This window comes from Thermococcus sp. (assembly GCF_027012695.1).
GTDB lineage: Archaea > Methanobacteriota_B > Thermococci > Thermococcales > Thermococcaceae > Thermococcus.
In genome coordinates this window covers 1-16,289 of sequence record NZ_JALUYR010000033.1, presented here as the reverse complement: position 1 = coordinate 16,289, position 16,289 = coordinate 1, and the positions used below count along the sequence as shown (strand labels likewise).

Here is a 16,289-nt window from a genome sequence, read left to right as displayed (position 1 = left end):
TTGAGAAGAGCGTTCTGGACCTTCTTCGGCCCGAAGGTTCTCACGGCTCTTCCAAGGCCCTCGTTGTAGATACGGCGCATTATGAAGTCTGTCTCGCGGTTGAGGTTGAGCTTCTCCTTGTTTTCAAGGTAGAGGCGCGCTATTTCAGTCGGCTCGCGGTAGTTGAGGCCCTTCAACCACTTGAGCGGAATCCCGTCGTCGAAGCGCTTCGTTATTTCAAAGCCGATTATTGTGACCTCGTCATCTCCATAGAGTTCGCCGTAGATTTTGTTGAGCTCCCGGAGGAGTTCCTTCACGTCCGAAAAGCCATCGAGCCTCGCGTCCTCGTTGGTAAGCTCCTTTACTTTCTTCCTCTCCACGCGGGTTATCCGGGCCTTCGCTATAGCTGTATCGCTCGGCGTTATCACTAGGTATACCTCACTCCCGGGTTTCACCTCGTAGTCCCCGTAGCGTATCGTCGTCACCTTGTCGCCCCTGAGGATTCTCGACTTGTACGAGCCATCAATCAGCATGAACTTCCTGATCTGAACGGGTTTCCTCCTCACTTCTCAACCCCCTGAGGATTTCCGGCAGCTCTTCAAGGGAACGCATCGTGAAGTCCGCGTATTCCAGATAATCCAGCTCCCGGCTGGCGTATTTCCCATAGCGGAACCAGATTGTCCTCATGCCCACGTTTTTGGCCCCGTAGATGTCAGAATATAGCCTGTCGCCGACCATCACCGCCTCATCGGGTTCGACACCCATCCCTCTCAGAGCCCTCCTGAATATCTTCGGATGGGGCTTCCTCACGCCGAGGTGGTCCGAGATGAAGACCTCGTCGAAGTAAGCATCGAGCTCGAGGCGGAGTATCTTCTCCCACTGCTTTATCGGATCCCCGTCGGTGATGATGCCCAGCCTGTAACCCGACCGCTGGAGATCAATTAGAACCCGCCTGGCACCCTTAACCGTCCGCAGGTAGGCGAACTTGGTGTTGTGGTAGGCGATAACCCCCGCGGCGACGAGCTTGGGGTCGTAGGGAACCTCAAGTCTCCTGAGGAGGTAGTCGAAGTGCCTCCCGAAGTTGCTCCCGTACTCGTTTATCAGCTCGAGGAGTTCGCTGTAGGCGATGTCGAAATCAACGGGGAGGCCGTGACGGATCATGTTCTCTATCGCGTTCCTCCTCGCCATCTCCGCCAGCCGGGAGGTGTCAACGATGGTATCGTCCAGATCGAAGAACACTACCCTTATCATCCTTTCACCGGGGGTTTTTTCGTCCGAGCGTATTTAACCCTTCCCAATGTCCAGGAACGGACCCTTCTTCTGAGCCACCTCTCGTCTGGCCCAGCGGTAGGCCCTGAAGTACTCGTCTTCCTCTATCCATTCCCGTATCAACTCGTCAAGGGTTCTCCCAAGGGATATGGGGGTTGTGGATACGAAGATTATCCTTCCCAGGCCCAGGGGCTTAACGGCCGATAGGACCCGCTTTATGGTCTCGTTGGACCCGTGGATTATCAGGAATTTTCTTTCGTGCCAGTTTCCGCTCCCCTCGGGTTTCTTCCCCACTATCTCTCCGAGCTTCCAGTCCCGGCACTCCCGGGGTACCTCGTGCACCTCGAGATCCCGGAGCGCCCCCTTCACCGCCCCGACCTCTTCCGCCGTGAACCCTATAAGGAAAACCGCCTCATTCATTCGCCAGCCCCCTGACAAGTTCGAGGAGCTCCCCCATAACCTCTCCGGCTTTCCCCCTGATGAATACATCCGCTATGGGCGTTATCCCGCTCTCCTCGGGGTTGATCTCGATGACCTTGCCCCCGGTCTCCTTGACGATCTGAGGGACGTAGGCAGCGGGATAAACGACGCCGCTCGTGCCTATGACGAGGACAAGGTCGGCCCTCTCGGCGAGTCGGAACGCCTCTTCTAGAGATTTCCTCGGAAGCGGCTCGCCGAACCACACGACGTCCGGCCTTAGGAGGGAACCACAGCGCGGACACTTCGGAAGGTCTCTCTCCTTCAAAAACTCATCCAGCCTGCCGCTCTCCTTGAGGTTTTCCCTGTATGAACATGAGGTGCACCTGACGCGGAAGATGTTGCCGTGGAGCTCCACCACGTTCCTGCTCCCAGCCTCGCGGTGAAGATCATCCACGTTCTGGGTTATCACCGCCTTTAGAATTCCCATTCGCTCAAGCTCCGCCAGGGCATAGTGGGCTCTGTTGGGCCTCGCCTTCCTTATCAGGTCCATCCTCCACTTGTAGAAACTCCAGACGAGGTGTGGATCCTTCCTGAATGCCTCGGGTGTGGCCAGCTCCTCAGGCCTGTGCATCTTCCACAGCCCGTTGAAACCCCTGAAGGTCGGAACGCCGCTCTCGGCGCTTATCCCTGCACCGGTGAAAGCTATGGCAAAACGCGAGCGGGCAAGAAGTTTGGCTGCCTCCCCTATCATGCTTAAAATCTACCATCTCCTCTTTAAAAACTCTGCCCTCCGCGGTAAGGTTTATATCCCCCCGTTCAGATCCCCATCCGAGGTGTTTCCAATGGCGGAAGGGTATAGAGAATACCGTGACAGGGTTCTGAACTTTATCGAGGACCACGAGCACTGGAGGAGCCACACGATAAACCTCATAGCGAGCGAAAACATAACTTCTCCAAGCGTTAACCGGGCGGTTGCCAGCGGTTTCATGCATAAGTACGCCGAGGGCTGGCCGAGGCAGCGCTACTACCAGGGCTGCAAGTACGTCGACGAGGTCGAGCTTATAGGCGTTGACCTCTTCACCAGGCTTTTCCAGAGTGATTTCGCCGACCTCAGGCCGATTTCAGGAACCAACGCCAACCAGGCTGCATTCTTCGGCCTCACCCAGCCGGGGGACAAGGCAATAGTTCTTCACACCAGCCACGGCGGTCACATAAGCCACATGCCCTTCGGTGCCGCCGGAATGCGCGGTTTGGAGGTTCACACCTGGCCCTTCGATAACGAAGCCTTCAACATCGACGTTGATAAGGCCGAGAAACTCATCCGCGAGGTTGAACCGAAGATAGTCGTCTTCGGTGGTTCGCTCTTCCCGTTCCCGCACCCGGTCAAAGAGCTCGCGCCCGTTGCGAAAGAGGTTGGTGCCTACGTCATGTACGATGCAGCGCACGTTCTCGGTCTCATAGCGGGCAAGCAGTTCCAGGACCCGCTCAGGGAAGGTGCGGACCTCATAACGGCCTCGACCCACAAGACCTTCCCGGGACCGCAGGGTGGTGTCATAATCTACAAGCGCTTTGGGGATACCGAGGAGATAGCCAGGCTCCAGTGGGCCATCTTCCCCGGCGTTTTGAGCAACCACCACCTCCACCACATGGCAGGAAAGACCCTCACCGCGGCGGAGATGCTCGAATACGGTGAGAAATACGCGAAACAGATAGTCAAGAACGCGAAGGCCTTAGCAGAGGCTTTGGCTGAGGAAGGCTTCAAGGTCATCGGCGAGGACAGGGGCTACACCGAGAGTCACCAGGTTATAGTTGATGTAAGCGACCTGCACGAGGCTGCCGGTGGATGGGCGGCACCCCTCCTCGAGGAGGCCGGCATAATCCTCAACAAGAACCTCCTGCCCTGGGACCCGCTTGAGAAGGTCAACGAGCCGAGCGGTCTCAGGATAGGTGTCCAGGAGATGACCAGGGTTGGAATGTTTGAGGATGACATGAAGGAGATAGCGCACTTCATCAAGCGCGTGCTCTTGGATAAGGAGGACCCGAAGAAGGTCAAGCGCGACGTCTACGGCTTCCGCGCCGAGTTCCAGAAGGTCTACTACTCCTTCGACCACGGGCTCCCCATGAGGGAGTGACCCTTTTTTCTTTCGCTTCAAGCCGGTTCGAAGCATCGGGAACCGTTAAAAGGGTTTTTGCGCACTCCTATCTGGTGGTGCAACGTGAGAAAGATTATCCCTGTTCTGCTGGTAATCCTGCTGGTTCCGGCTGGATATTATCTCGCCGCCCACTGGAGAAGCCCGGCCGATGGCTCCTCCGACGGGAAAGTGCTCACCCACGCCTCCCAGGATAAAGGATCTGGCATCGGGAGTCTGCTGAAACTCGATAAAACTGTCTACTCACCCAACGACACGATGATTATCACGATAACCAACAACGGGAACGCCAACATTACGACGGGCTATGCTTTCAGGCTTTACAGGCTGGAGAAGGGGATGTGGAAAGAGATTCCCGTTAACCTGGTTTTCATCGAGATCGCGGTCGTTATCGAGCCGGGGAAGAGCTGGGAGCAGAGGGTAAACCTTGCAGACCTCAACCTCGAGCCGGGGCACTATAAGATAGTGAAGAGAATCTCCATCACGGATCCCCTGAACAAAAGGGCAATGGCCATGGAAGTATGGGCCGAGTTCGACGTGAAACCCTAAGGGAAAACCGCCACCTGAGCAAACTTTTTATTCTCCTCCCCCATACCCCGCCACTGGTTGGGGGGAGAAAAATGAAGTTCTGCCCGAAGTGCGGTAACCTCATGCTCCCGGACAGGAAGAGGAAGGTCTGGGTCTGCCGTTCCTGTGGCTACGAGGAGCCCTTCGACGAGAAGAAGGACAGAGAGAAGACGAGGATTACCCAGAAGGTCGAGCACAAGCCCGATGAGGGGATAATTATCGTCGAACAGGACGTAAAAACGCTTCCGACGACGAAGGTCACCTGCCCCAAGTGCGGCAACGACACGGCCTACTGGTGGGAGATGCAGACCCGCGCCGGAGACGAGCCGAGCACGATATTCTACAAGTGCACCAAGTGTGGCTATGTCTGGAGGGCCTACGAGTGAGGGATGAGGAACTCAAGAGGGAGACCCTCAGGAAGCTCGCGGAAAAGGCCTTGAAGGAGCTGGAGGAGGCGCATAAAAGGATACCCGAAACCGACAACGGAAAAGCTTATTTATTCCGCGGGAAAGAGAGGGTTAGGCTGATGCTCAAGGTATTGAAGGAGGGGTAAAGATGCCGTTTGAGATAGTTTTTGAGGGAGCCAAGGATTTTGCCGACCTCATAGCCACCGCAAGCAACCTCATTGACGAAGCCGCCTTCAAGGTGACGGAAGAAGGAATAAGCATGCGAGCCATGGATCCCAGCAGGGTTGTACTCATAGACCTTAACCTCCCGGAGAGCATATTCTCCAAGTACGAGGTCGAGGAGCCGGAGACAATAGGGGTCAACATGGACCACTTCAAGAAAGTGCTCAAAAGGGGTAAAAGCAAGGACACCCTCATCCTCAGGAAGGGCGACGACAACTTCCTCGAGATAACCTTTGAAGGAACCGCCAAGAGAACCTTCCGCCTTCCCCTCATAGAGGTCGAGGAGCTCGAGCTCGACCTTCCGGAGCTGCCGTTCACCGCCAAAGTTGTCGTCCTCGGCGAGGTCCTCAAGGAGGCCGTCAAGGATGCCTCCCTAGTCAGCGACGCGATAAAATTCATCGCAACCGAAAGCGAGTTCATAATGAAGGCGGAGGGCGAGACCCAGGAGGTTGAGATAAGACTCACTCTTGAGGACGAAGGTTTACTCGACCTTGAGGTGGAGGAAGAGACCAGAAGCGCCTACGGGATAAGCTATCTCTCGGATATGATAAAGGGCATCGGGAAGGCTGAGGAGGTAATTCTGCGCTTCGGCAACGAGATGCCCCTCCAGATGGAGTACTACATAAGGGACGAGGGCAAACTCGTCTTCCTCCTCGCGCCGCGCGTCGAGGACTGATTTCCTTTTTCTTCCGGGCTGGTGGTAGAGTGGACATCGTCAAGCTCAGGGAGCTCCTGGAGGAAGAGCTGTCATCCAGTGATCTCACGAAACTCGGGGAGGAGTTCTACAGGGAGTTCGATAGCCTCATCAAGGCTCTCAAGCTGGGCGCCGAGAGCTCCAGGGAAAGGGGGGAGGATGTGGAAGAGAGGCTCTATTTAGCCCAGCTCGAAATAGCGGAGAGGCTCGCACGTGAGATAATAAAGATCCGGCTCCACAAGATAGTTGACCTCGCCGTCGAGGGTCTTCCCGGTGAGATGACCGCCGAGGAGAGAAGAATCCTCACGATTCTGAGGGCCTTCATTGAGCGCCGGGAAGTAATCCGGGATGTTTCCGTTCCGGGTCCGGGGGACATTGTCCAATCTCCCGTAGAACATCCGGTGTCCAAACCGGAGAAAAGCGTTCCCGGTGGGGTATACATCATCACAACAGACCTTCCAAAGGTCCTTGATCCCGATCTGAAGGAGTACGGACCCTTCAGGGCGTGGGACATGGCGATCCTCCCCGAAGCAATAGGAAGGGTTCTCGTTGAACGGGATGCCGCTATCAGGGTCAAACTCTCACTGTGATGGATTATGTTTTCCGTCTGCATGCGCGACTGCTACGACACCTGCTCGATGGTGAGCGAGTTCAAAGACGGAAGGCTCATCGTTAGGGGGAACCCACAACACCCGATAACCGCGGGCTTCCTCTGTCCCAAGGGTGCCCTTTTGCCCAGGTGGTTCCACGCGAGGGATCGGCTCAAAAACCCGCTCATTAGAACCGGGGAGAGGGGGAGCGGAGATTTCGGGGAGATTAGCTGGGAGGAGGCGATAAACCTCGTTGCAGATAAGCTCCGGGGAACCATTGAGGAATACGGGAGCGAAAGCGTTCTTGTCTATCAGTACGCGGGGGATAGGGGTGCGGTAAACTACGCCTTTCCGCTCAGACTCTTCCACTACCTCAACACGGCCATGCTGGATTATGGAATCTGCGACAGGGCAGGGCAGGAGGCGTTGAAGGATGTTTACGGAACAGCGGTCGGTATGGACCCCGAGGAACTCAGAAATCAGAGGTTAATCGTCTACTGGGGGATAAACGCCTTCTGGACCAATTTACACGGCTTCATGCTGGCTAAGAGAAACAACCTCGAAATCTGGACGGTTGATGTGGTGAGAACCGAGACCGCAAAGAGGAGCGATCGGTTCTTTCAGATAAGGCCCGATACGGACGTTCTCCTTGCACTGGGAGTTGCGAAGGTTCTCATCGAGGAGAAACTCTACGATGAAGAGTTCGTCCTCGAGAACGTTTACGGCTTTGAAGAATTCAAAAATTATGTAACAACTCTATCTCTTGATTATGTGGGCCGGGAGACTGGCCTGAGCGTTGAGTATATCGTGGAGTTCGCCAGGGAATACGCCGAAAAGAAGGGTGTGATACACATCGGCTATGGCTTTCAGCGTTCTTTAGCCGGTGGGGAGGCGGTCAGGGCCATAGCGATTCTTCCCGCTCTGGTTGGCCACCGCTTTGGCTTCATCTACGACATGAGGACTATCGACAAGAGCTACGTGGAAGGGGCATTCCTGAGGACGAAGCCCGCGAAGAGAATCCCCCAGATGAAGCTGGCCGAATACATCGAGCGCGGGGAAATAAGGTTCCTCTACGTCTACAACTCCAACCCGCTCGCGAGCCTGCCGAATCAGAGGAGGCTGAGGAAAGCGCTGGAAGAGAATGACGTCTTCGTAGTTACGCACGACATATTTCTTACCGACACCGCACTCTACTCTGACGTCGTTCTGCCTGCGAACACCTTCTTCGAGCGGCTTGACATAGCGGACAGCTACTACCACCGCTACGTTGCCTTAAACGAGCCTGTGACAAAGCTCTACGGAAAGGGTAACAGCGAGGTCACCAGGTTACTTGCAAGGACCCTGGGAATAGAGAACCCTCACCTCTACGAGAGCGACGAGGAGGTAATAAGAAAAATCCTCGAACTCAACGGGCTGAGCTGGGAAGAACTCAAGAGGAACGGCTTCGTCAGGGTGCCGGAAAAGCCAGTGAAGTGGGAAACGCCGAGCGGGAGGATAGAGTTCTACTCGCGGAGGGCCGTTGAACGGGGCCTGAGGCCCTTCCCCGAGTATCGCCGCTTTGAAGGGAGGTACCCGCTCAGACTGCTCACCCCCACCCACAGGATGACGATAACGAGCCAGTACCACAACACCCACGGCATGATAGACCCGAACCTTTACATCAATCCTGCGGACGCAGAGGGGAGAGGGATTGAAGACGGGGACGAGGTTGAAGTTTTCAACGAACGCGGAAGAATAAAAACCCGTGCAAAGCTCAACGAGGATGTTCCCCCCGGTGTTGTTCTCCTTTACAAGGCGTTCTGGGTCAGCTTACTCGGCTGGAACGCGAACTTTCTGACGACCGATAAAACCGCCCAGGACTATGGCAATGCTTCTGCATACCATTCAACGTGGGTTGATGTGAAGAAAGTTTAAGGCGAATGTCATCTCCTCTGACTGTGTTATCGACGAGTATTTTTTGCCCTATTTTGCACAGTGACGAGTAGTGAAGCATAGTTCTTGACGGGATGTCCGGGAACTTAAAAGCTCCTTGCGTATCCGTCAAAGTTTCTCCAGAAAACGAACCGAAAGATTTATATATTCGAACCAACATGGTTTATAGTGAAGACGACACAGAAAAAGAGAGGTGATGAAAAATGGTCGTCATAGGAGAAAAGTTCCCGGAAGTTGAGGTCAAGACCACCCACGGAGTGATAAAGCTCCCGGACCACTTCACCGAGCAGGGCAAGTGGTTCATGCTGTTCAGCCACCCGGCCGACTTCACCCCTGTCTGCACCACCGAGTTTTATGCCCTCCAGAAGAGGCTCGACAAGTTCAAGGAGCTCGGCGTTGAGCCCATCGGACTGAGCGTTGACCAGGTCTTCAGCCACATCAAGTGGATGGAGTGGATAAAGGAGAACCTCGGTGTCGAGATTGAGTTCCCCGTCATAGCTGACGACAAGGGTGACCTCGCCGACATGCTCGGCATGATCCCCAGCGGGTCAACCATAACCGCCAGGGCTGTCTTCATCGTTGACGACAAGGGCGTTATTCGTGCGATAGTCTACTACCCGGCCGAGGTCGGCAGGGACTGGGACGAGATCCTCAGGCTCATCAAGGCCCTCAAGATCAGTGACGAGAAGGGCGTTGCACTTCCACACAAGTGGCCCAACAACGAGCTCATCGGCGACAAGGTCATCGTTCCGCCGGCCAGCACCATCCAGGAGGTCAAGCAGCGCGAGGAAATGAAGAAGAAGGGCGAGATTGAGTGCTACGACTGGTGGTTCTGCTACAAGAAGCTTGAGTGAAGGGGTTCCCCCCTTCAATTGACCTTTTATGCATCTTTTATTACCACCCGTGGAACCAAGCCACAAAGAACGACCCTATAACGGCAATTATATATACCAGGGGTTTAAAGGTCAAGCAATTCCCCTCGGGTACTTTGGAGAGCTCTGAAGCTATTATCACGCTTATGAAAGTTAGATACACCCCAACTCTGAAAAGCGCGGATTCGAGTGTAAGTTGACCTTTTAACCTGAGGCCCGTAAAGTAGGCGATTAATACTATCGAGCTTAATGAAACCATTTGTTGATGCTTCCCACTGCTTCATAGCAGTCAGGAACGTTGCATATTGCTGTAAAACCATGTGGATCTATCCACGTGCCGTTAGAAGGACATCGCTTTGGTTCCTGAGAATACGCAAACGTGATCAAACCCACAAAAAAGACAGTAAGGAGGAGGAACTCCGCAATCTTCTTTTTGAGGGTACTCATATTACCCCCTCCAGTTCCTGATCGATAATACCCCCGGTGGGAGATCCCCTGTTCCATCCATTAGCAGTATTTCAGTTGTGTATTTCTTGGACCATCCTCCTTTTAAGTACTTGTCTATTATGTACTGATTCACTGCATAGGAGATCGCCCCATAAGCTATTGTTCCAGTTGGGGAGCTAATTAAAAGTCCTCCTAATTCAAGAGGATATTCAACCACGGGCCCGAAGTCCTAAGTGTGAACGTACACGAATCCTGTTTTTATCCAGTGATCATAGTATTCAGGGTTTAATTATCTCCGCTTCTTCATTCCTGAACTCCTCATAGTAATCCGCCAGCTCCTCGAGCTCCGCCGGGCAGACGAAGGTGAAGTCATCGGGATAGAACGCCAGAACAACTCACTTGCCCCTGTAATCCGAGAACCTCAGCTTCCCTATTTCGTCCTTCTCCGGGAAGTATGCATCTGCCTCAAAGTCGGGAACGATTTCTCCAACCTTTACCATTTCGGTATCACCGTGAGGTATTAGGGCTACCTAATTTAAAAATGTCTATCTAATAAAATGAGAAGTTTCGAACTCCAACCCTTTCCGATTTGGAGGGCAAATTTAAATAATCCAGGGACGAACCTTTCTCGGTGATTGTATGAAGGTTAAGATAATCCTCGGAACGGCAAGGGAGGGACGGAAGAGCGAGCGAGTGGCGAGGTACCTCACAAGAAGGGCAGAGGAACTCGGCTGGGAGGCGGAACTGATAGACGTGAGGGACTACCTCCTCTGCTACACCCACCGCTGGAAGGTAACGCCTGAGATTGAGCGTTACAGGGCAAAAATCCTTGAGGCTGATGCTCTCGTGATAGTCGCGCCGGAGTACAACGGGAGCTATCCGGGAGAGCTGAAAATTCTGTTGGATACGATCTACGACGAGTACGAAGCTTTACCGGTTGGAATTACCACGGTTTCGATCGTTACCGGTGGAACAAGGCTTTTGATGGAGCTCAGGGCAGCGGCTGTGAACTACAGGATGCTTCCCGTCGGGCAGGTGCTCTTCTACAACGTTGATGAGGTCTTCGAGGGCGAGGAACTCGGGGAGGAAAAGTACCAGGAGAGGGTAGAGAGGCTATTCAATACCCTTGAGAAGTACGCAAAAGCTCTTAAGCCGATAAGGGACGAGGTAAGAGAAAGACTGAAGGAAACGAACGGGCCTCCTTAGGAAAGAGAACGTACCATCTCCCGGAGGTTGCCCGGTTTTTCAGATTGGGTCAAGAATCGTGTGATAACGGACGGGGACATTGACACGCAGGCCAACACTTTCAGGAAAATCCTTTTTAATCGGCCATTTCCATTTCCCTGGGTGATAGGGTGAGAAGGGCTCTCATTGTAGTTGGTCTGCTGCTCCTCTGGACGGGTCTCGTGGCGGGTGGGGTGGTAAGGTATGGAAACCTGGAGTTCCACGATGTAACGACCGTTGAAGAGCTCAACAGACTTATTTCGGAGCACAACGGGGAGTACTTCTTCCTCTTCTACCACTCCGAGACCTGTCCCGCCTGCAGTTATATGAAGGAGCGGGTTTTTTCAACGCGGGAAGCCGCGGAGGCGCTCGAGGATTTCGTCCGCGTTTCGGTGGACGTTTACCGCGGAAGGGAACTGACTAACCTCCGCTACCGGGTTGATGGGCGGGTTCTCGTCATCCAGCCAGACAACGCTGGCTACTACCTCCCGAAGAAGCCCGGCGAGGAGATAAACGTCGGCGTTCCCGGGACGCCAACGATGGTGATCTTCAAAGCCGAGAACGGCACCAGGGTTCTCAAGGGAGTTGCCGTTGGAGCCCTGCAGCCTGAGGGACTAAAGCTCTTCGTAGAAAGGTCAATTGGAAGCGGGAAGAGGGGGAGCAATTCCACGGCCACGTCCTCAAACACTCCAGGAGAAAAAATCAACCAGCCGCGGGGAGAGAAAACCAAACCAAATCTAACCCTTGGGGTTCTTCTGACAGTCTTCTCCGCGGGTATTTTGAGCGTTTTTTCACCCTGCGTTCTTCCGGTTGTGGTGGGTGCCCTGACCCTAACCTTTGCCAGGAGAAACGTTGAGGCGATAGTCGCTGGAATGGTGGTTTCATTCGCCCTCCTCGGGGCGCTCGTCGGGAGTCTTGGGAGCTACGCCTCCCAGATACAGGGGGCCCTCTACCTCATCGGCGGTCTGGGATTCATCGGGATCGGAGTAACCCTCGTCAGCGAGAGGGCCAGTGCGAAACTCGAGAGGTTCCTCAGCTTCTCCCCAACCGACAGAGTAGCCTTCAGAGGGGGCATTGCCTACGATTTTCTGCTCGGTTCCGCCCTCGGGGCGACGTGGCTTGGCTGTATAGCACCTTACGTCGGCTTTGCGGTCATTACTGCGGCCCTCAGCGGGGACGTGGTCAGCGGGATGATCGTCATGGGGACCTACGGCCTCGGCATGGGACTTACCGTCTACCTGCTGATGTCCTCGAAGGATTTAGGAGAATGGGTGAACAGGAAGCTCTTTTCGGGAAAGCTGGGCCTGGAGGGAAGAAAAAAGGCCAGGTGGGAAGTGGCCCTTGGAGTGATCCTCATCTCACTGGGCCTCCTGATGCTGACGGAATTAACCCCGTTGAAGTTCTGGAGTACCCTCTTTGAGGCATTATCGTAGGCTATGTAACCCTCTCAAGCCCATCTTTTTTAACAACGTAGGTGTCCTCGTGCTTTATCGCGCCCTCAGGAATCATGAGCGGCGGGTGGATTATACTCAACACCATGTTCTCTCTCACTTTAGCGGCCCTCGTCGGGACTATTATGGTGGGCATCGGCGGCTCTTCGATGAGAAGGCCAACGCCGTGGGTGTAGCCGGTGAGATAGGCATCACCGAAGCCCCTCTCCTTGAAGAAGTTCGCCAGCTTCTTTTCAACGGAGTTGAGTGTCACACCAACCCTCGTCTCTTCAAGGGCGAGCTTTAGGGCCTCCTCCTTGACTTCTATGGCGTTCTTAACCCGCTCGCTGGGGTCACCGACCACAAAGGTTCTCGCCATGTTTGCGTAGTAGTGGTTCCAGTCGGCGCCGATAACGACCGTTACAACGCCGTTCTCCGGAACTTTAAGGTCACGGAAGGGCTCCGCATGAGCTCTCGGGGTGGTGGAGACGTAGACCTTCGGGTCCTCGCTTCCGCTGAGCATCAGCTCCCTGATTATCTCCGCCGCTATCTCCAGCTCGCTCTTTCCGGGCTTTATGGTCTCTTCCGCGACGGCCATCCCCTTCCGGGCTATCTTCCCGGCCTTTCTTATGTTTTCCAGCTCCCAGTCGTCCTTTATCATCCTGAGGCTCATCGTCTGGTCGAGGATGTCAACGATTTCCACCATGGGGTTGAGCCTCTCGAAGAGCTTGAGGAATATTAGATAGGCGTCGCGCTCGATGCCGAACTCAAGGCCGACCCTCGTCATCCCGTTGCCATTGACCCAGGTAACAACTCCAGCCATCAAATCCTCGACGCGCTGGAATTCGACGACGTTCTCTATCCAGCTCCTCCTCTTGAAAAGCTCGGCTTCTCCTTTGACGACGTAAACCGTCGGCTCGCCCTCCGCCGGAATTAAAAGGCTTGGGCGGAGCCACTTCGTCCCGGTGAAGTAGATGAAGCTGGAGAGGGTTCTAATAACGGCTCCCTCTATCTCGTTCTCCCGCAGGAGTTCCTGAAACTTCTCAATGCGCTTCCTGAATATTTCCTCGTTTCCCCTCATCTCAGTCCCTCCAGTCAAGGAGCCTCTTCTCGCCCTCTATCTCCCTGTAGGGTGCTATGTCCATCGTCATCTCCAGCGTCCCTATGTACTCTCCCTTTTCGTTGAATAGGGGCACGTACTTGATGTAAACGTACTTGTCTCCAAGTTTAAGCCAGAAGGTCGCCTCCTCCTTCCTGCCCTCCTTAAAGGCCTTGAGGATTTTGTTGACGATGTGGACGCTCTTCGGCGGGTGGCAGAGCTGGACCGGTCTTCCGAGGACGGACATCGTCCTGTCGAATATCCTCTCGCCGGGCGAGAAGAAGCGGACGCGGTCGTCCTTATCAATGAACGTAACATCAACCGGAAGAGCCTTGAAGATTGCCTCCACTTCTTCCGCGTTAACGTATCCCGTGCCGAGGTCTATGTCGCCGTCGCGCTTTAGCTGGCTTTTATCGAACTCCAGCGGCTGGCCCTTTAGTGCCTCCTGAACCTCCTTGGGAAGACCGAGGAGCTGCTCAACGCTCAGTTCAGGGTTAATCTCCCACGGGTGGAGTGGTTTAACATCCTCTCCAGGGTCCCAGGCGGGAGGATTGACTTTGTAAAAGCCTATCTCATCCTCCTGCATTCTGATGGCCTTCCACTCGCCCTCGTTGAGTAAAGCTTTGAGCGTGGGATAATAGATGTTGTTCTCCCTGAAGACCATATCGCTGAGCGCGAAAGATGCCTCGCCGGCCTTGGTCTTGAGCTTCTCAACGAACTCCTCCCAGGGCATCTCGCCCCTCTTTCTCAGCAGTTCCGCGAGGTACTTTATCATGAACCTTATCTCGTCGTGCTTGGTCCAGAGGACGGTGGCTATGGCCGTTAAACCGCGCCTCTCGATGTAGGGGAAAGTTAGCATCTCCTCCCGGTTATAGTGGGTGAAGCCCACCTTCCTGAGGTTGCCCACTATCTCCTCGAGAACTCCCAAAATTTCCTTCCTCATGCGCTCGTCCTTTGTCGTTGCAAGAGTTCGCGCGTAGAGGTTGAGCATCTCCGCATCTTTCATTATCTCCTTGTTCTCAAGGTAGAGGGTCTTTAGTGGGTGGCCGTCGGGCAAGTCCCTCTCCTCAAGCTCGTCCGTGCCCTTAACGGCCTCGCGGAAAAGCTCGACGTGCAAATCACACATCTTGGCTATGTCCTTCGCCGAGATTCCTTCTTTAACAAGCTCCTGCTCAATCAGGGGTATCTCAAGGGGTGATATTCCACTCAAAACCTGTCTAAAATCCTCCTTGAGCTTATCAACGCTCTCTCCCTCGTGGATTCTAAGGAGGAGTTTTTTCAGCTGCTCTTTCTTGTACTCCCTCGTCTTCAGTAACTCGGTCATCTTAAACCACCTTCATGACAGGTGTCATATTAACGTTTTATAAGCATTGCTGGGCACATATGCCCAACAAAGTTTATATGACGCGCGTCATAAAATCGGTCGGTGATGTAAAAATGATGCTCGACGTCCGCGGGTTGAAGGCTCCTCAACCGGCAGTCATGATAATCGAGTCCCTCGGAAGGCTCAAAACTGGAGAAACGCTTGAAGTCATTGGCGACAAGCCATTCATGGACATTCTCCCGAAGCTCGAGGAGGCAGGCTACGCCGTTGAGGTAAAGGAGGTCTCTGGCTTTTTCGTCCTGAGGGTGACCAAGAAAGAAGACTCAAAGGAACTCAGCATGGAGGTCAAGGAGTGCGACGACAAGCTCGAGGGAATAACCGAAGACACCAACGTAGCCAAGCTGCTCAAAGCCTATCCGGAGTCTCTCAAAATACTCGTCAAGTACGGCTTCTCCCCGCTGGAGAACCCCGTGATGAGGAAAACCCTAGCCAGAACGATAACCCTCAAGGGCGCCAAAAAGCTTCTCGGAATGAGCGACGAGCGCTTTAAGGAAATGATGGCGGAGCTGAAGGCCCTCGAAAAGCCTTAAATATTCCACCCGTCATAACCGAAACCATGAAGACGAACGCCTTTGAGGTGGCCTCGCGCTACGTCTATCCAGCGCTCAGGCGGAGGCTCGTCAAGCACCTTCGAAAGAGGGGCCTGAAGCAGACGGAGATAGCGGAGCTTTTGCACATAACCCAGTCGGCTGTTTCCCGCTACCTGAGGGAAGAGAGGGGAAGACTGATTGATGTCTCCTCTTTTCAGGATATAGATTTGGAAGTTGGAAAGCTCGCGGAGAGGATAATTGCAGAGAGGCCAGGAGAATACGAAATACACACCGAGCTCGTGAGGCTCTCACTGGAGTTCTTAGGAAAAGGTTATGGATGTTCCTTCCACGCTGAAATAGACCCGGAGTTAGACCCGAAAAAGTGCCGGGTCTGCATCGAGCTCTTCGGCGAGTCTCAGTCAAAGAGTCGCTCGTAGGCGATGTAGCCGTATCTCCTCAGTTTTTCCCTGGGAACGAACCTCAGCGAGGCGGAGTTTATGCAGTAGCGTTTTCCGGTCGGCGTTGGCTCGTCGAAGACGTGGCCGAGGTGAGAGTTGGCGAAACGGCTCCTCACTTCCCGTCCACAGAGAATGCCCTCGCATTCCTCCGCCTCAACGACTGCCCATTCCTCCAGCGGTTTTGTGAAACTCGGCCATCCCGTGCCCGAGTCAAACTTGTAGAGTGAACTGAAGAGGGGCTCCCCCGAAACAACGTCAACGTAGATGCCTTCCTCGTTGCTGTCCCAGTACTCGTTTTTGAAGGGCGGTTCCGTGTCGCCGAGCTGGGTCACCCTGTACTGGAGCGGTGTTAAGAGCCTCCTGAGTTCCGAATCACCCGGCTTCCGCCAGCCCAACCAGTAGCGCTCCCTCTCCGGAAAGAGGCAGAAGTGGCGGTTCTTCTCCCAGACCGACTTTATGAAGCCCAGCCTTCCGGAGTAGAGCTTGTATTGTCTGTAGTTAGTCTCGAAGCGGAAGTAGTAGCCCTGGTGGTAGTCTTCGGCCGGGTAAAATTCCTTTGCCGGCAGAATCTCCGTGACTATCGGCCCATCGAAGATTCCAGAAAGCTCAAGCCTC

The 16,289-nt window shown here is 54.3% G+C and carries 19 protein-coding genes and 1 pseudogene; 12 read left to right on the top strand and 8 right to left on the bottom strand.

Going from position 1 to position 16,289, the window contains the following annotated elements:
• The 4 genes from MV985_RS01850 to cobB all read right to left on the bottom strand — a co-directional run.
• A partial coding sequence (locus MV985_RS01850) for an ASCH domain-containing protein (RefSeq protein ID WP_297459716.1) occupies positions 1-545 on the bottom strand: 545 nt, incomplete at its 3' end.
• Complete coding sequence (locus tag MV985_RS01845; protein WP_297459709.1) at positions 502-1,230, bottom strand: TIGR02253 family HAD-type hydrolase; 729 nt, start codon at positions 1,228-1,230, stop codon at positions 502-504. The genes MV985_RS01845 and MV985_RS01850, both read right to left, overlap by 44 nt.
• Before the next feature lie 33 nt (positions 1,231-1,263).
• Positions 1,264-1,668 carry a DUF3783 domain-containing protein gene (locus MV985_RS01840; protein WP_297459701.1) on the bottom strand — a complete coding sequence of 135 codons (405 nt, stop codon included), beginning with the start codon at positions 1,666-1,668 and terminating at the stop codon, positions 1,264-1,266.
• Positions 1,661-2,419, bottom strand: a complete 759-nt coding sequence (gene cobB, locus MV985_RS01835) for an NAD-dependent protein deacetylase (RefSeq protein WP_297459692.1) — start codon at positions 2,417-2,419, stop codon at positions 1,661-1,663. The genes MV985_RS01840 and cobB overlap by 8 nt, the downstream gene beginning before the upstream one ends.
• A gap of 91 nt (positions 2,420-2,510) precedes the next feature.
• Between cobB and glyA the strand changes: the two genes are divergently transcribed.
• The 8 genes from glyA (at position 2,511) to MV985_RS01795 (ending at position 9,084) form a co-directional block, all read left to right on the top strand.
• Positions 2,511-3,800 (top strand): serine hydroxymethyltransferase, encoded by a 1,290-nt coding sequence (gene glyA, locus MV985_RS01830; protein ID WP_297459743.1) that lies wholly within the window; start codon positions 2,511-2,513, stop codon positions 3,798-3,800.
• A gap of 84 nt (positions 3,801-3,884) precedes the next feature.
• Positions 3,885-4,367, top strand: coding sequence for an immunoglobulin-like domain-containing protein (locus MV985_RS01825; RefSeq protein WP_297459685.1), 483 nt, complete (start codon positions 3,885-3,887; stop codon positions 4,365-4,367).
• A 71-nt stretch (positions 4,368-4,438) separates the two neighbouring features.
• Positions 4,439-4,771 (top strand): transcription factor S, encoded by a 333-nt coding sequence (locus MV985_RS01820; protein WP_297459676.1) that lies wholly within the window; start codon positions 4,439-4,441, stop codon positions 4,769-4,771.
• Positions 4,768-4,938 carry a hypothetical protein gene (locus MV985_RS01815; protein ID WP_297459674.1) on the top strand — a complete coding sequence of 57 codons (171 nt, stop codon included), beginning with the start codon at positions 4,768-4,770 and terminating at the stop codon, positions 4,936-4,938. The genes MV985_RS01820 and MV985_RS01815 overlap by 4 nt, the downstream gene beginning before the upstream one ends.
• Positions 4,939-4,940: 2 nt before the next feature.
• Positions 4,941-5,690: a DNA polymerase sliding clamp gene (locus MV985_RS01810; protein WP_297459665.1), complete on the top strand. Its 750-nt coding sequence runs from the start codon at positions 4,941-4,943 to the stop codon at positions 5,688-5,690.
• Positions 5,691-5,719: 29 nt separating this feature from the next.
• Positions 5,720-6,298 (top strand): hypothetical protein, encoded by a 579-nt coding sequence (locus tag MV985_RS01805; protein WP_297459657.1) that lies wholly within the window; start codon positions 5,720-5,722, stop codon positions 6,296-6,298.
• A 21-nt stretch (positions 6,299-6,319) separates the two neighbouring features.
• Positions 6,320-8,212 (top strand): molybdopterin-dependent oxidoreductase, encoded by a 1,893-nt coding sequence (locus tag MV985_RS01800; protein WP_297459649.1) that lies wholly within the window; start codon positions 6,320-6,322, stop codon positions 8,210-8,212.
• A 221-nt stretch (positions 8,213-8,433) separates the two neighbouring features.
• Complete coding sequence (locus MV985_RS01795) at positions 8,434-9,084, top strand: peroxiredoxin (RefSeq protein WP_297459640.1); 651 nt, start codon at positions 8,434-8,436, stop codon at positions 9,082-9,084.
• A gap of 752 nt (positions 9,085-9,836) precedes the next feature.
• Here the strand turns inward: MV985_RS01795 and MV985_RS10150 are convergent.
• A pseudogene (locus MV985_RS10150) lies at positions 9,837-10,049 on the bottom strand (redoxin domain-containing protein); the annotation flags it as partial.
• A gap of 139 nt (positions 10,050-10,188) precedes the next feature.
• Here MV985_RS10150 and MV985_RS01785 point away from each other — a divergent pair.
• Both MV985_RS01785 and MV985_RS01780 read left to right on the top strand, forming a co-directional pair.
• Entirely contained in the window at positions 10,189-10,755 is a 567-nt protein-coding gene (locus MV985_RS01785) for an NAD(P)H-dependent oxidoreductase (RefSeq protein WP_297459631.1), read from the top strand.
• 149 nt (positions 10,756-10,904) lie between these two features.
• Positions 10,905-12,206: a cytochrome c biogenesis protein CcdA gene (locus tag MV985_RS01780; RefSeq protein WP_297459623.1), complete on the top strand. Its 1,302-nt coding sequence runs from the start codon at positions 10,905-10,907 to the stop codon at positions 12,204-12,206.
• Position 12,207: 1 nt separating this feature from the next.
• On the opposite strand, the gene MV985_RS01775 is transcribed toward MV985_RS01780, so the two are convergent.
• Both MV985_RS01775 and MV985_RS01770 read right to left on the bottom strand, forming a co-directional pair.
• The gene (locus tag MV985_RS01775) at positions 12,208-13,284 is read right to left on the bottom strand and encodes a Xaa-Pro peptidase family protein (RefSeq protein ID WP_297459617.1); all 1,077 of its coding nucleotides are present in this window, start codon (positions 13,282-13,284) and stop codon (positions 12,208-12,210) included.
• A 1-nt stretch (position 13,285) separates the two neighbouring features.
• Positions 13,286-14,626 carry a DUF438 domain-containing protein gene (locus MV985_RS01770; RefSeq protein ID WP_297459609.1) on the bottom strand — a complete coding sequence of 447 codons (1,341 nt, stop codon included), beginning with the start codon at positions 14,624-14,626 and terminating at the stop codon, positions 13,286-13,288.
• Between the two features lie 59 nt (positions 14,627-14,685).
• Between MV985_RS01770 and MV985_RS01765 the strand changes: the two genes are divergently transcribed.
• Both MV985_RS01765 and MV985_RS01760 read left to right on the top strand, forming a co-directional pair.
• Positions 14,686-15,216: a DUF1858 domain-containing protein gene (locus tag MV985_RS01765; RefSeq protein ID WP_297459601.1), complete on the top strand. Its 531-nt coding sequence runs from the start codon at positions 14,686-14,688 to the stop codon at positions 15,214-15,216.
• A gap of 26 nt (positions 15,217-15,242) precedes the next feature.
• Positions 15,243-15,653, top strand: a complete 411-nt coding sequence (locus MV985_RS01760; RefSeq protein WP_297459595.1) for a transcriptional regulator — start codon at positions 15,243-15,245, stop codon at positions 15,651-15,653.
• Here MV985_RS01760 and msrB read toward each other — a convergent pair.
• On the bottom strand, positions 15,632-16,289 hold a 658-nt coding region (msrB, locus tag MV985_RS01755; protein ID WP_297459589.1), incomplete at its 5' end, for a peptide-methionine (R)-S-oxide reductase MsrB. The genes MV985_RS01760 and msrB overlap by 22 nt on opposite strands.